At 38.0% G+C, this 15,650-nt stretch carries 14 protein-coding genes and 1 tRNA gene; 6 read left to right on the top strand and 9 right to left on the bottom strand.

The genetic code is table 11. From position 1 onward, the window contains the following. Positions 1-232 precede the first annotated feature (232 nt). Entirely contained in the window at positions 233-1,834 is a 1,602-nt protein-coding gene (gene nadB / locus ESZ36_RS10205) for an L-aspartate oxidase (RefSeq protein ID WP_146787175.1), read from the top strand. A 26-nt stretch (positions 1,835-1,860) separates the two neighbouring features. On the opposite strand, the gene ESZ36_RS23125 is transcribed toward nadB, so the two are convergent. Continuing rightward, a complete protein-coding gene (locus ESZ36_RS23125; RefSeq protein WP_342779726.1) occupies positions 1,861-2,352 on the bottom strand; it encodes a protein YgfX in 492 nt (163 codons plus the stop codon). Next, a complete protein-coding gene (locus ESZ36_RS10195) occupies positions 2,285-2,590 on the bottom strand; it encodes an FAD assembly factor SdhE (RefSeq protein ID WP_146787401.1) in 306 nt (101 codons plus the stop codon). The genes ESZ36_RS23125 and ESZ36_RS10195 overlap by 68 nt, the downstream gene beginning before the upstream one ends. Before the next feature lie 240 nt (positions 2,591-2,830). Here ESZ36_RS10195 and ygfZ point away from each other — a divergent pair, with 240 nt between their 5' ends. Further along, positions 2,831-3,805 (top strand): tRNA-modifying protein YgfZ, encoded by a 975-nt coding sequence (ygfZ, locus tag ESZ36_RS10190; RefSeq protein WP_146787169.1) that lies wholly within the window; start codon positions 2,831-2,833, stop codon positions 3,803-3,805. 30 nt (positions 3,806-3,835) lie between these two features. After that, entirely contained in the window at positions 3,836-4,327 is a 492-nt protein-coding gene (locus tag ESZ36_RS10185) for an FKBP-type peptidyl-prolyl cis-trans isomerase (RefSeq protein ID WP_146787166.1), read from the top strand. A gap of 133 nt (positions 4,328-4,460) precedes the next feature. On the opposite strand, the gene recA is transcribed toward ESZ36_RS10185, so the two are convergent. Both recA and ESZ36_RS10175 read right to left on the bottom strand, forming a co-directional pair. Beyond that, a complete protein-coding gene (gene recA, locus ESZ36_RS10180; protein ID WP_146787163.1) occupies positions 4,461-5,498 on the bottom strand; it encodes a recombinase RecA in 1,038 nt (345 codons plus the stop codon). A 273-nt stretch (positions 5,499-5,771) separates the two neighbouring features. Next, the gene (locus ESZ36_RS10175; RefSeq protein WP_146787160.1) at positions 5,772-6,668 is read right to left on the bottom strand and encodes an ArgP/LysG family DNA-binding transcriptional regulator; all 897 of its coding nucleotides are present in this window, start codon (positions 6,666-6,668) and stop codon (positions 5,772-5,774) included. 121 nt (positions 6,669-6,789) lie between these two features. Between ESZ36_RS10175 and ESZ36_RS10170 the strand changes: the two genes are divergently transcribed. Together ESZ36_RS10170 and mutS are read left to right on the top strand one after the other, a co-directional pair. Continuing rightward, positions 6,790-7,410, top strand: a complete 621-nt coding sequence (locus ESZ36_RS10170; protein ID WP_146787157.1) for a LysE/ArgO family amino acid transporter — start codon at positions 6,790-6,792, stop codon at positions 7,408-7,410. A gap of 135 nt (positions 7,411-7,545) precedes the next feature. After that, positions 7,546-10,179 carry a DNA mismatch repair protein MutS gene (gene mutS, locus ESZ36_RS10165; protein WP_146787154.1) on the top strand — a complete coding sequence of 878 codons (2,634 nt, stop codon included), beginning with the start codon at positions 7,546-7,548 and terminating at the stop codon, positions 10,177-10,179. Between the two features lie 166 nt (positions 10,180-10,345). Here mutS and ESZ36_RS10160 read toward each other — a convergent pair. From ESZ36_RS10160 to ESZ36_RS10140, 5 genes are all read right to left on the bottom strand, one after another. Beyond that, a tRNA-Phe gene (locus tag ESZ36_RS10160) sits at positions 10,346-10,421 on the bottom strand. 168 nt (positions 10,422-10,589) lie between these two features. Then, positions 10,590-10,910 (bottom strand): DUF1289 domain-containing protein, encoded by a 321-nt coding sequence (locus ESZ36_RS10155; RefSeq protein WP_146787152.1) that lies wholly within the window; start codon positions 10,908-10,910, stop codon positions 10,590-10,592. Between the two features lie 281 nt (positions 10,911-11,191). Next, entirely contained in the window at positions 11,192-12,721 is a 1,530-nt protein-coding gene (locus ESZ36_RS10150; RefSeq protein WP_146787149.1) for a SulP family inorganic anion transporter, read from the bottom strand. 243 nt (positions 12,722-12,964) lie between these two features. After that, the gene (locus ESZ36_RS10145; RefSeq protein ID WP_011044877.1) at positions 12,965-13,633 is read right to left on the bottom strand and encodes a GntR family transcriptional regulator; all 669 of its coding nucleotides are present in this window, start codon (positions 13,631-13,633) and stop codon (positions 12,965-12,967) included. A 161-nt stretch (positions 13,634-13,794) separates the two neighbouring features. Further along, on the bottom strand, positions 13,795-14,844 hold the full coding sequence (locus ESZ36_RS10140) for a S1C family serine protease (RefSeq protein WP_146787146.1): 1,050 nt from the start codon (positions 14,842-14,844) through the stop codon (positions 13,795-13,797). 403 nt (positions 14,845-15,247) lie between these two features. Between ESZ36_RS10140 and ESZ36_RS10130 the strand changes: the two genes are divergently transcribed. Beyond that, positions 15,248-15,610 (top strand): hypothetical protein, encoded by a 363-nt coding sequence (locus ESZ36_RS10130; protein WP_146787143.1) that lies wholly within the window; start codon positions 15,248-15,250, stop codon positions 15,608-15,610. Positions 15,611-15,650: the final 40 nt, after the last annotated feature.

Here is a 15,650-nt window from a genome sequence, read left to right as displayed (position 1 = left end):
CATAACAAACGCATAAAATAAGACTAACGTTTTTCAAAAAAGTTCTATTTATTTCGATCTTTTTTTAATAATTAGAATTATTGGCTTGTCAGCAATGACATTATTAATTACCAGAGTGTTATCAAACGTTAATTAAACGCTATTATCTGGCGACTTATTCCTATGTATTATAGAATACCTGAAAATCCCTTACTTATATATTCGCTTTTATAGCTGAACTTAATCAAAAAGTATGACTCAACAAAACAATTGTGATGTTTTAATCATTGGCAGTGGCGCCTCTGGTTTAACTTTGGCACTTCATTTAGCTCAAAATGCCGATGTCGTCATTTTAAGTAAAGGCCCATTAAACGAAGGTTCTACCTTTTATGCTCAAGGGGGGATTGCCGCGGTATTTGATGAAAATGATAGTGTTGCTTCTCACGTTGAAGACACCATCGTTGCTGGTGCGGGTCTATGTGATGAAGATACGGTTCGATTTACCACTGAAAATGCTAAGTCTTGTTTAGAATGGTTAATAAACCAAGGCGTTGAATTTGATAAAGAAGAAAGTAGTAAGGGTGAATCTCGTTATCATTTAACTCGTGAAGGCGGACATAGTCATCGCAGAATTTTGCATTCAGCGGATGCAACTGGCCAAGCAATTCAGACCACTTTAGCCGATCAAGTAAGACAACATTCGCGTATTAGAATCTTTGAACGTTTTAATGCAATTGACCTTATTTGCCAGCCTAGCAATACCGGTAACCAACCCAAACAATGTATTGGTGCCTATATTTGGAATAGAAATACCGAGAAAGTTGAAAGTATTTACGCACAAAAAACTATTTTAGCCACAGGCGGTGCGAGTAAAGTTTATCAATATACTTCAAATCCCGATGTGGCCAGTGGCGATGGCATTGCGATGGCATGGCGAGCAGGTTGTCGCGTTGCGAATATGGAGTTCAATCAGTTTCATCCTACCTGCTTATTTCACCCTTCTGCCGGAACCTTTTTACTTACCGAGGCACTTCGCGGTGAAGGCGCTAAATTAAGACGCCCTGATGGCAGCCGTTTTATGCCAGCTTTTGATGAGCGCGCAGAATTAGCACCCCGTGATATTGTTGCACGAGCGATTGATTATGAAATGAAACGTTTAGGTGCAGATTGTATGTATCTCGATATCAGTCATAAGCCCAGTGAGTTTATCAAACAGCATTTTCCAACTATTTATGAAAAAACTATGTCCCTTGGCATAGATATCACTAAGCAACCTATTCCTATTGTTCCGGCCGCACATTATACCTGTGGTGGAGTAATGGTTGATCATCAAGGTAAAACAGATATTAGCCAGCTTTACGCTATTGGTGAGATGTCATATACCGGCTTGCACGGTGCAAATCGTTTAGCTAGCAACTCACTACTTGAATGTCTTGTTTTTGCCCGCGCTGCTGCCATAGAGATCGGTGAAACCTTAGTCCAAAGTGACCACTATTTAACCCTTCCTCATTGGGATGATAGTCGCGTTACAGACTCCGATGAAGAAGTTGTCATTCAGCACAACTGGCACGAGCTTAGATTATTTATGTGGGATTATGTGGGTATTGTACGAACAACTAAACGTTTAGAGCGCGCATTACATCGTGTTGAATTGCTTCAACAGGAAATTGAAGATTATTATCAAAATTTTAAAGTCAGCAATAATTTACTTGAGTTGAGAAATTTGGTGCAAGTGGCAGAGCTTATTATAAGGTGTGCTATGGAACGTAAAGAAAGCAGAGGTCTGCATTACACATTAGATTATCCTGACTTGTTAACAACAGCTAAACCAACAATACTTTCGCCAGAACAATAAAAACGATTTAACTCAAAGCCACAGAGTTATTTTAATTGATTGATCACTCTGGCTAAGCGAGAAAAATCTTGCTCATGTAAGCTATCCCTGAATATAAAAATCTGTTTAGGGTATCTGTTCTTCGAACTGCTTTGTTGGGTAGCGGTACTGTTATTTGGCATAATAACTAACCAACAACCAATAAAGCTGAGTCTACTTTCAGCTAACAGTTGATAATTTATGTTGTCATTATTAAGCCCAATTACACCCGTGTTAGTCAAGGTGAGTGAGCTGGTGATAGGATTGTTATCGCTAATTGATAAGAATAAGCTAATTGATACAAGGCTGACGACTGCAAACACCAGTGCCAAACCATAATGGAAGGTAAAGCTAACAAGAATAACTAAGCAAGTTAATATTGCTATAAAGCTATAAACTGCTAGCTTGTAACGGGAATCTCTTACATTGATATTATACTTTGACGCGTTTGAGTATAAGTTGAACCATTGCGTTGAGCTCTGTATCTTCACAAACTTCATGCCCCATAAACCATGCAAATAATTCAGGATCTTGACCGGTAAGTAAACGTTCAAAGGTAAACTGATCTTTCGTTGATAAATCATCATATGCTTCATCAACAAATGGCATAAACAACACATCTAACTCTAACATACCGCGACGACATGCCCACTTTAAGCGAGCCTTATTGACTTTTAAAAGATTAGTCGAGTTTTCATTATTTGTCACTGTATTGCTTGAAGCTTCGTTACCTGACATAAGTATCCCTTGTTGATTAACACTGGTGATTAACGCAATTGATTTACACGGCGACATTGTAACAATAACTCTCAAGACACAGCTATTAAAAACGCCAAATATCATTAATAAAAACGGTCTTCTAGTTGTTTTTGCCATTTTCGCCCCTATTCTATAGTTAACCTTATACCAAACAGATTAGTTTATTGATTAGTCCGATTGGTATTAATATTCAATCATAGCTTTTTCATAGAGTTCATTATGACAATTACCACCAGTACAGAATTACCATATCTAACACAGCTGCCAGAGACTTACCTTATTGAACTTAATGATTTTGGGGCTATTTCTTTATCTGGTGAAGAGCAAAGCAAGTATTTACAAGGACAAGTAACGTGTGATGTTAACAGCAGCACGGAGTCTAACTTGCTTGTAGGAGCTCACTGCGATGCAAAAGGAAAAGTTTTTTCTGTTTTTCGATTAATTAATCGCTCTTCTGCTCACTTATTATTACAACCAACAGCTAGTATTGAGGGTTCACTCAAAGAACTCAAAAAGTTTGGCGTTTTCGCTAAAGTAACTATCGATGTGACTGATGATTTACGTTTTATTGCTTTAGTTGGCAAACAGGCCAGTACCCTATTACAGCAAGAATTCTCTCAAGTTCCCGATAGCTTAACTCCTGTAATACAAGTTGGCTCGACTAATTTAGTTTACCTTTGTGGTGAGCAACCTCGTTATATTATTATTGATGAAGAAGCTGGCATTACCTCCCTCAGTGAAAAATTAGCACTACCTATGTATTCGCAGTCGGTATGGAACTTATTAGAAATAACCCAAGGTTTTCCTATTTTAACAGCCAGCACTAGTGGTCATTACGTGCCTCAAATGCTTAATTTACAAGCGATTAATGGTATAAGTTTCACGAAAGGCTGCTACCTAGGACAAGAAACTGTCGCTAGAATGCAGTATTTAGGAAAAAACAAACGTGCCCTATTTTGCTTGAGTTCTCAACTTGAGCAACCTTTTCAATCGGATGATGTCATTGAAAAGCAATTAGGCGAAAACTGGCGAAAAGCTGGCGATATACTTGCTCATTACCAAGCAGATGATGGCAGTTGTATCATTCAAGCCATATTAGCGAATGATGGTGACCTGCCTTCAATGCGTATTGCTTCTCAAGCTGATTCCGTAGTGACAAATCAGACATTACCTTATACCCTTGCAGCTAAATAAGCTCAAATTTTAAAATCATTAGGATAAAACATGAAAATAGCTAAAAATAATGTCGTTGTTATGCACTATGCAGTCTCTGACAGCGAAGGCACTTTAATTGATAGCTCGTACGAAGATAAACCAATGGCTATTATCCAAGGTTCTGGATATTTAATTCCTGGTTTAGACGTTGCCCTGATCGATCACGAAGCTGGAGATAAATTCGAAGTTGCTGTCTCTTGTGAGCAAGCTTACGGTGAGCGTCATGATGATTATGTTCAAACAGTTCCTAGAGAAGCACTTGCTGGTGTTGAAGATCTATCTCTTGGTACACAGCTACGTGCAACAACTGATGATGGCGAACAAACAGTTATTGTTATTGACGTACAAGATGATGTTATTACCGTTGACGGTAACCACCCACTTTCAGGTTTAGACTTAAGTTTTGACGTGGAAGTTATCGAAGTACGAGAAGCCACAGCTGATGAACTTGAACATGGACATGTTCATAGTGAAGGCGGTTGTGGTCACGACCACGAGTAAGTTTTTCTGATTAGTTTGTATCATTCTACAAACTATCGGACATAAAAAAACGTAACCTTACGTCTAAGGTTACGTTTTTTTTCGCTGAATTTTAGCTAAATGTTATTAACAAAAACTCGTGCTAATTATTCAGTTATGCCTTTTCTTTTTCTTTTACTTCTGATTTATCTTCTGCCACAACAGCTTTTGATAAAAACATATCGCGTAATTTAGTATCAACATCTTTAGCCATTTCAGGATGTTCATCTAAATATTTAGCAGCATTAGCTTTACCTTGACCAATTCTTTCACCATTACAGCTATACCAAGCACCTGCTTTCTCTACAAACTCATGCTTAACGCCTAATTCAATTAACTCACCTAAGTTGTTAATGCCTTCGCCGTATAAAATTTGGAATTCAGCTTGCTTAAATGGTGGAGCAATTTTATTTTTAACCACTTTCACACGTGTTTCATTACCAACGATTTCATCACCGTTTTTAACCGCGCCAATACGACGGATATCTAAACGTACTGAAGCGTAGAATTTTAATGCATTACCACCTGTAGTGGTTTCTGGGCTACCGAACATAACACCAATTTTCATACGAATTTGGTTAATGAAAATAAGCATGGTATTAGATTTTTTCAAATTACCGGTAAGCTTACGCATCGCTTGAGACAACATACGTGCTTGCAAGCCCATATGTGAATCACCCATATCACCTTCAATCTCAGCTTTAGGTGTAAGCGCGGCAACAGAATCGACCACAATAACGTCGATAGCACCAGAGCGCGTTAACATATCAACAATTTCCAGTGCTTGTTCACCAGTATCAGGCTGAGAAATTAATAACTCATTAATATTAACACCTAATTTTTCAGCATAAACAGGGTCAAGAGCATGCTCTGCATCGATAAATGCACAAACTTTACCGTTGCGTTGTGCTTCGGCGATAACTTCTAAAGTTAGCGTTGTTTTACCGCTCGATTCAGGACCATAAATTTCAACAACTCGACCCATTGGTAAGCCGCCAGCACCTAAGGCGATATCTAAGCCTAATGAACCTGTAGAAATAGTTTCTACATCCATGGTGGTATTATCACCAAGTTTCATTATTGAACCTTTACCGAATTGACGTTCAATTTGGGCTAAGGCTGCTGATAGTGCTTTTTCTTTATCGTCTTTCATAAATTACTCCGCGAGCAGTTGTGTTAATTCGTTTTGATGAGACAAGTATACTGTAAGTTCGTACAGTATCAAGTTTTATTATAACTTTTTTTATTTTAAATAAAAAAACAACAAACTGTTACTTTTAGTCAATTGAAAAATAAAGAATAAAAATCAAAAAGTAACTTTTAGAATATCAATCATAAAAAGTTACTTTTCCATTTACATGTCGATAAATTACTTCGTTTACACAGTACTGTTTCAACCATGAATATTGCAACTTAATAGAAAATGCTAATGTGCTAATTTTTCACGACCAATACGAACTATTTGTTCTGATATTTTTTTGTTAACACCTTTTACCAACACCCAACTATGCCAATACAAGGTCTCTACTAATTCCATACCAGGGCATAAACTTATTAATTGACCCGCGATTAACTCTTGCTCTATTTGTAATTTAGGTATCAAGCAATAAGCAACGCCCTGCTTGGCTAACGGGATAAATGCTTCTGATGAACGAACACTATGACAATAATATTCGCTGGCTGCCAAACTAAAGTGTTTTGCAATATAACGTACATGCATATCATCTTTATGATCATAACTTATCGCGGGCGCCATCTTTAATGAGTTTTGGTTCACCCCTTCTGGAAAGTATTTTTTCGCAAAACCTTTACTGGCAACCAAGCAATATTCCATCTCACCAAGCTTGAAAGAGCGATATCCTTTTAAGGGTTTTTCAATAGTGCTTACTGCGCCAATAGCTTGTCCGCTTCGTAACTTATCTAAGGTTCTTTCTTCATGTTCAATAATTAAATTCAACTCGACTAAATGGTTTTTAAGTACCGGTGTAATTGCATCAATAAACCAGGTAGCAATACTATCTGCGTTAACCGCTAGCGAGATTTTCATCGGCTTAATCGGTTTATCTGGAGATAAAAGTGGTACTAGCTCATGCTCAAGTTGTTTCACTTTTTTAAAATGACTCAGTAATTGTTCACCTGCTGGTGTCGCGACGATAGGTTGATTACGAATAAGAACGGGTTGTCCAACATGCTCTTCTAGCGCTTTAATGCGTTGAGAGATTGCTGATTGTGAAATGAATAATTTTTGTGCCGCCAACTCAAAGCTTTGTAGTTCGATAACTTCAGCCAGCGCAGCAAGAAGTTTATAGTCAAAATTTGCCATAACCCCACATAATCCTCATAAGTTTTACTAATGATAGTTAATTATTATTAATTATATTTAAATGGAGGATTAATGCAAACTAGCGCTTATCAAATTTACAGACTATTTATCGAGTACCATTATGAGCTTATTAGTTTTAGCAAAAGGTTTTACCCTAACATTAAGTATGATCATACCTATTGGTACGCAAAACTCTATGCTAATCAATCAGGGCATTCATCAAAATCATCATAAAATGACCGCCGCTCTTTTTGTTCTTTACGATGCTTTGTTGATAAGTATAGGTGTACTTGGTGGTAGTATTTTACTGTCACATAATACTACTTTATTCAATATACTCACTTGGGGTGGTATCTTGTTTTTAAGTGTTTATGGCCTACTATCAATGAAGTCTGCATTTGTGCAGAGCAAAAATACAGCTGATACACTTTTGAAAAAGAAATCGGCAAAGATTATTTTCCTGACAACCTTGGCCGTTACTTTTTTAAACCCACATGCCTACATTGATACCGTGATGGTTATTGGCAGTGTTGGCGGGCAATACTCTGATGAGGTGAAAGTATATTTCCTTATTGGCTGCATTTTTGGTTCATTAACTTGGTTTAGCTGTTTAGCATTTGGCGCAGCCAAACTTTCAAAACAATTAAGCAAACCAAAAGTAAAAATGACTATAGATATAATTATTGCTTTAGTTATGTGGTTAATTGCTTGGTCACTGTTTACTACATGGATGGCTAGGTAATTACAGCAGCTCGGAATAATTATTAAAAAGTGAAGAAATGCTAATACTGCTTATGGCATAATCTAGGAATAATACCTGCCGGTATAATTACCCCCTAGTATATAGCTAGTAATAACATAAGAGTTTTAGCATTTCATGACCACTGCCACAAAAGATCTTTCTTCACATACCCCTATGATGCGCCAGTACTTAACCATTAAGGCTGAGTTTCCACATACTTTGATCTTTTATCGCATGGGCGATTTCTATGAGCTATTTTTTGACGATGCCAAAAAAGCCTCTGACTTATTAGATATTTCACTTACCGCTCGAGGTAAAACCGGTGGTAATGCTATTCCAATGGCTGGTGTGCCATATCATGCGGCTGATAACTACTTAGCGAAGCTAGTCGCTTTAGGTGAATCGGTCGCTATTTGCGAACAAATAGGCGATCCTGCCACCAGTAAAGGTCCGGTTGAGCGTAAAGTGGTTCGAGTTATCACACCCGGTACGGTTAGTGATGAAGCACTGCTAGCCGATAGACAAGATAACCTCATCGTTGCTATCGTCGATAATCAATCACCGCAAGCAAAGCTAAAAACAAGCTCAGCTCCTGCATTTGGTCTTGCTTATTTAGATATGGCCAGTGGCCGATTTGTACTGACTGAGCCACAAACCAATGAACAACTTCAAGCTGAGTTACAGCGTTTATCTCCTGCTGAACTACTTTATAGTGAATCTCTACAAGATTTTAGTTTAATAGAGAACAGAAAAGGTTTACGTCGCCGTCCAGAATGGGAATTTGATCTTGATACGGCCATTAACTTATTGAACAAACAGTTTGATACTAAAGAGTTAACTGGTTTTGGTGTTGATGATAAACCTTTAGGTTTGGCTGCTGCCGGTTGTTTATTTCAATACGTTAAAGATACCCAACGCACTGCCCTACCTCATATTCGTGCCATTATCTGTGAATCGGCCAATAAAGGCGTGGTACTTGATGCCGCCACTAGGCGTAATTTAGAGCTAACCCAAAACTTACATGGCGGTTTAGACAATACCCTTGCTGCTATTTTAGATAAATCATCGACGACAATGGGCTCGCGTTTACTTAAACGTTGGTTACACTTCCCCTTACGGGATTTAACCGTTCTTAATAACCGCCAAAATACGGTAAGTGATATCATAGCGTTAGATCTGATCACGTCGATTCAACCATTATTAAAAGGCTTAGGCGACATTGAACGTATTGTTTCTAGAATCGCTTTAGGCTCTGCAAGGCCCCGAGATTTTGCTCGTTTACGTCATGCGTTACAGCAGATGCCAGAATTACAGAATGAATTAAAAAGTGAATTAACAGAGCTCCACACTAGCGAATCAACCACCAATTACTTAGCCACTATTGCTCAACAAAGTCAGCCAATGCCTCAACTACAAGGTTTGTTAGAACAGGCCATTGTTGAAAACCCACCCGTATTAATACGTGATGGTGGTGTGATCGCTCCGGGTTATAATAGCGAGCTCGATGTACTACGAGATTTAAGTGATGGTGCAACAGAATTTTTAGCACAACTTGAACAACGTGAAAAAGAACGTACCGGCATTCATTCTTTGAAAGTTGGCTATAACAGAGTTCATGGTTTTTTCATTGAAATGAGTCGCACCGCGGCAGTCGACGCACCTGATGATTACATTCGCCGCCAAACATTAAAAAATAATGAACGTTTTATTACCGAAGAATTAAAGCAACATGAAGAGAAAGTACTTAGCGCTCAAAGTAAATTTTTAGCCTTAGAAAAGTCACTCTATCAAGAGTTATTCGATAAAGTATTACCCGATTTAGCGCAACTGCAGCAATTAAGCCAAGCCATTGCTGAGCTCGATGTATTAACCACCTTCGCAGAGCGTGCATTAGCGTTAAACTATGTAAAACCTAACTTAGTTGAAAAACCAGTCATTAGTATTGATGCTGGTCGCCATGTTGTCGTTGAGCAAATGACTAGTGATGCTTTTATCGCTAATCCTGTGTTATTAACAGAGCAACGTAAAATGTTGATTATTACGGGTCCAAATATGGGCGGTAAATCAACGTATATGCGCCAAACAGCCTTAATAGTTTTGCTTGCTCATATTGGTTGTTATGTACCTGCTGATAACGCGACCATAGGTTTAGTTGATAGAATATTTACCCGAATTGGTGCTTCCGATGATTTAGCCAGTGGCCGCTCAACCTTTATGGTCGAAATGACTGAAACGGCAAACATTTTACATAACGCTACAGATAAAAGTTTAGTACTACTTGATGAGATTGGTCGTGGTACCAGTACCTATGATGGCTTATCACTGGCTTGGGCTTGTGCAGAAATGTTAGCACTTAAAACTAAGGCTTTTACCTTATTCGCCACTCATTATTTTGAGCTTACTATGCTTGCAGAGCAAATTCCAAGCTTAGCCAATGTTCACTTAGATGCCATGGAACATGACGATAACATTGTCTTTATGCATGCAGTACAAGAAGGCGCTGCGAGCAAAAGTTTTGGTTTGCAAGTTGCACAGTTGGCCGGTGTACCAAAAACAGTAATCAAACGTGCTAAGCAAAGATTAAGCGAATTAGAGCAACAGCAAACTCCAAGCGTACTACCAGCACCTATACAAAATGATGCCTTTGAGCAGCTCAGTTTCGCCCCTGAAGAACACTCAGTGGTAACAACTCTTATTGATACCGATATTAATGAGTTAAGCCCGAGACAAGCACTAGATTTATTATTTACCTTAAAAGAACAAATCTAGAGATTCACCCCTGCATAACGTTTGTCAGTTGAGTCTACAAACTCAGCTGACTAAAATTACAATCATTAAAGCTCTATCGAGTTTAATAAACTACACTCTTAAAAAATTTAGCCTTTAGAAACGAAAAAAGCCTCAGCAGTATTAATGCTGAGGCTTTATCTTTTTATGGTGCCCCGACCCGGATTTGAACCAGGGACACGAGGATTTTCAATCCTCTGCTCTACCAACTGAGCTATCGGGGCATTCTTTATGGAGTAGAACTCTCTAAAGAGCGCGTATAATATAGTTAAACATTATCAGTGGCAACCGTTTTGTAAAAAATATTGTATTAAAAGTGAATTTTTTTGATAATGGTTAATTAACAAACCGTTAAACGAATTAAAACGGTTTAAATAGCAACACTAGCGGAGTTAAAGCTCAAACTCACTAAAATCTAAATCAGTATCTGGTGTTGTCTGAGTTTTACTTGGGGGATCAAGTAAAGATGGCTGCATATCAACTTCACTTTCTAGTGCCGTGGCGGTTTGTACCTGCTTAGGCTTATGCAGATTTTTCTTACGCTTTTTACGTTGAATACAACGTTTTATGACTTTTTGTTTTTCATCATTATTAAAGGCTTTCCAGTCTAATCGTTCATCGCGCGAGCGCATGCAACCTAGGCAGTGACCTTTCTCATCGGACTGACAAATGCCAACACAGGGACTAGGAACGTCAAAAAATTCTAATTGCATTTAACCCCTCCTAATACCTATTTTAGTAAATTATTGCTCGGTTTTGCTGATTAAAATACGCCAAGACTGCATTATTCCCAATCGTAATAACTAGCTACTTTACAAGTTTTTCTTACCTTGCTTAACTTTCCCTACGCTCAACAAGGGCACAAACTTAATAATAATGTTTTGGGTATCACTAAAAATCAAATAAAAAAAATGCGCTGTAAGTTAAGTATAACTTATCAACGCATTTTTATAATAGCCAGCGAATCTGGCTCTTAAATTATTTAAAGATGAATTTACGCTAACTTATCACTAACAATATGATAATCAGGGTCTTCAATTATATTAAGTTCAACTAATTTATCTGCTTTGTGTAACAGTTCTTTACACTCTTTGTTTAAGTGTTTCAAATGCATGGCCTTGTTACGCGATAAATAGCGCTCAGCCAAAGTATCAATTGCTTCAATGGCAGAGTGATCAACAACACGCGCATTTTTGAACTCAACAATAACATCGTCACTGTCATCTTCTGGCGTAAATTGCTCAAGGAAATTAGCGATTGAACCGAAGAATATTGGTCCACTCACTTCATATACTGTTGAGCCTTCTTCATTAACACTTCGGTGAACAATAATATGTTTAGCGTGCTCCCAAGCAAAAACTAACGCTGATACAATAACACCAACAATAACGGCAACAGCTAAATCTGAATAAACAGTAACCCCTGAAACCAATACAATAACAAAAGCATCGGCTTTAGGTACTTTGCCTAAAATTCGAAGACTTGACCATTCAAACGTACCAATAACCACAATGAACATTACGCCAACTAGTGCAGCTAGCGGTATCGCTTCAATTAAGCCAGAAGCAAACAAGATAAAACCTAACAAGGCTAACGCTGCAGTTATACCAGATGCTCTACCACGACCACCTGAGTTTACGTTGATCATCGACTGACCGATCATCGCACAACCACCCATACCGCCAAAGAAGCCCGTAACTGTGTTAGCTGCACCTTGAGCAATACACTCTTTATTACTGCGACCGCGTGTACCTGTTAATTCATCAATTAAAGTGAGTGTTAATAAAGATTCAATAAGACCAATTGCGGCAAGAACAAGCGCAAAAGGAAGAATAATTTTAAAGGTTTCGAATGAGAACGGAACTTGAGGAATAGCGAAAGTTGGTAAACCGCCAGCAATTGAAGCAACATCACCAACAAGTTTAGTATCAAGACCGATAGCAAAGACTAATAATGACACGCCCACAATAGCCACTAGAGTTGAAGGTACTGCTTTAGTCAGTTTAGGGAAAAAGTGTATGATTGCCATCGTTAGAAGTATCAAACCTGCCATGGTAAATAATGGCGTACCTTGCATCCATTCAAGTTCACCAGCAGCGTTAGTTACTTTAAATTGCCCTAATTGAGCTAAAAAGATAACAATCGCTAAACCATTAACAAAACCTAGCATTACAGGGTGCGGTACTAGGCGAATAAACTTACCTAATTTAAATATTCCCGCCATAATTTGTATTATGCCCGTGAGCACCACAGTGGCAAATAGGTATTCAACACCATGAATGGCAACTAAACTTACCATTACAACAGCCATGGCACCCGTGGCACCAGAAATCATTCCAGGTCGGCCACCAAAAATAGCAGTAATTAAACCAACTATAAAAGCAGCATATAAACCAACTAAAGGCTCTACGCCGGCAACAAAAGCAAAAGCTACCGCTTCAGGTACAAGTGCTAACGCAACTGTTAGACCTGATAACACATCATTTTTCAAGTTAGACACTTTACTAGCGTGTAATTCAAACATTTTTATCTCATTGGGTTTATCGCTAACAGTTAACTTTTCCGGTTAAATCATTGGCGAATACGAATTGGCGAACATGATTCATTTATGCTTAATTAACGCTAAACATAGACAAAAACAAACAAGTTTTACGTGATTTTGAGGGGCGGGAATACTATAGAAATAAAGAGGAAAAGTCAATATTTGCTTACTTTTACAACATAAGTAAGTATAAGTAAGCAAATAAATATTACACTACCAATAAAATTAATTATTAGCAGCTTCACGTTGCTCTAAAAAAGCTTTTATTTCATCTCTAGAGCTTAAAATATGGTGCTTTAATACCGCAACAGCTTCGTCAACATCACCCGTTTTACAAAAAGCTAATAGCTGATTGTGTTCAGGACCTGCTTTAGAAATGCCGCCTGCCCACAATAAATGCATACGAATATATCTATCAGCATTTTTATTTAACGTATTAACTAAATCTTGCGTTTGTGGACGGTTTGCCGCCGAGTATAAACAATTATGATAGCGAGAGTTCAGCTCGCTCCAAGTATTTGCGGCATTTTCCTTACCAAGGGCTTTATCTAATTGCCCTAGAATCTCACTTGCCTCAGCTAGTTTCTCACTGGTTAATAGTGGTAACGATGCAGCTAACAAGTGCCCTTCAAGCATTGCTCGTAATTCAAAAAGCTCAACAACATGCTTAGCGTTAAGCTCAGTTACTGTAGCGCCTTTATGTGGTTCAAAGACAACTAATCCTTCACCTTCAAGCTGTAATAAGGCTTCTCTTACCGGAATACGACTTACATTTAATTCGGTCGCTAACGCCGCTTGACGAAGTGATTCGCCCGCCTTCAACTCACCGCTAAGAATTTTTTCTCTCAGCGTTTCAACCACTAACTGCGTTCTTGTTTTATATACTATAGTCATAAAGTTTTTCCGAACAATATTAGCAACTATTAAGGAGTCAGTAGTATAACACCATTAAAAATGTACTTTTACCGTTTAAATTATCTAAAAAAGGCAGAAATGTATCCGCCTCTTTACCTTGGTTAACTTGAATAAATATTATAGCTAGCGATTAACGTTAACTACTCAACTATCCAGTAAGTTTCTTTCTTTTGACCATTGCGTAAATACTTAAAAGTAACTCTATCGCCTTTTTCAAAGGTAGCTAGATGCTTCTTAATTTGAACCGCTGAGGCTAAATCAATAATAGCACGTCCGCCTACTTCCAGCAGTATGTCACCACCAAGTAAAATAGGACTGCGGCCAATGACTACACTAAGATTACCACCTTTAAAGCCTAATTTATCTGCTAAAGTACCCGGTATAACATGCTGAATTAACATGCCATGCCCTGCTGTATTGTTAATAGCATAAGACTGTTTTTTATTAAGTAGCAATGGAATAAAACCAGAGAATGTACCAGGGTCGCTATCAATTATATGGCGAACAGTATCAACCGAAACAACGAAACCTAAGCCATTGCTGCCACCACTTTTAGATAATATATGGCTAACAATACCAACAATTTCACCATTAAGGTTAAACATTGGACCGCCAGAATTACCTTGGTTAATTGAGGCATCCGTTTGCAGTAAACGTGGTACTAGGGTTCGACCAGGTATTGCGTTACCGTCACGAATACCACTTAGATAGCCGACAGATAAACTGTGGCTAACACCAAAAGGTGCACCAATAATAATAACTTGTTCACCAATTTGATAATCGTTAGTTTTAGCTAATTTTAATGGTTTGGCTGAGCTAGGAACTTCCCCTGCTTGAATCATAGCCAAATCGATAAGTGGCTCTACCCAAACAACATGACCGGTAGTTTTTGTGCCATCAGCAAACTCTACTTCAATTGCGGTTGCCTTATCAACAACATGCGCTGCTGTTAAAATACGACCTTCACTACTTACTAATGCACCTGAGCCTAATGAATTTGCGGTTTTTGCTTTATATGCTACTTGACCAATTTTTGGATCAGCTAGTGATTGTACATGTAATTCAACAACTGAAGGATTGACCTTCTTATATAATGTTTGAATTGAATTTTCTTTTACTTGAAATGCTTGGATTGGTGTTCCACAGCCACTTAAGAAGAAAATACTAAGAAATAGAAAAGCTCTGCTCATTGAAAAATCCGCCTATGATGAAATTGATAACAGTGTAACTAAGTGTGATCTTATTATCATTCTTTTTATGTACTTGAATAGATAAATAGTCGAGTTAAGATGATATAGTAAAGGTGATTATATATACCCAAGCCACTTGAAGCTGCGTGTTTCAGGACGCCTGAGTGATTGATGATCAAGGCGCCTCATTTTATTAAGGATTATTCCCTTAAAAAATGAGGCAACGAAGAGTATAAATTACTCAGGTGTCCCCGTAGGGCTGGTTTAGAAACGCTTTATGCTACGTTATTGATTTCGACAAGAGAACACCCCTTATCTTCAATCAATGCCTTGCCTAAAGGCGTTTATAATTCCAGCTGAAACCTGCATCTTCATGTGGTTTGGGTATGAATAGGAACAGAACATGGAAATTATCGCCATACTGGCGTTACTGTCATTGGTTTGGTTGCTCTGGCAATTAGTTAAAGCAAAACGCTTTACTCGCTTTAAACAACAAATTGATTCAGAATTAAAAGATAAAGTCATTGCTAATATTATTGAAGAATTAGCATTAACTCGATGTGAACAGTTTCCTAATAATGATTGCCATCAAACAGCAACATTAGCTTATTGGACTCAATATAAAAGCCGCATATTGCATGCGGCCTTAGCGCGTGAAATTATTGATCAACAATGGTTAATAGACAGCGGAAATTTACGTAACGCTCAACATTTGTTTTTCATTGAACGTCAATATTTACCCTTACCAAGTCAAAGCGAAGCCTGATCTGGCAAAGCAAACTAAAACCATGCAAAAGGTTTAACGG

The organism is Colwellia demingiae (assembly GCF_007954275.1).
Lineage (GTDB): Bacteria > Pseudomonadota > Gammaproteobacteria > Enterobacterales > Alteromonadaceae > Colwellia > Colwellia demingiae.
The sequence above is the reverse complement of the archived record's forward strand: the minus strand, read 5'-3'. Positions and strand labels throughout refer to the sequence as shown.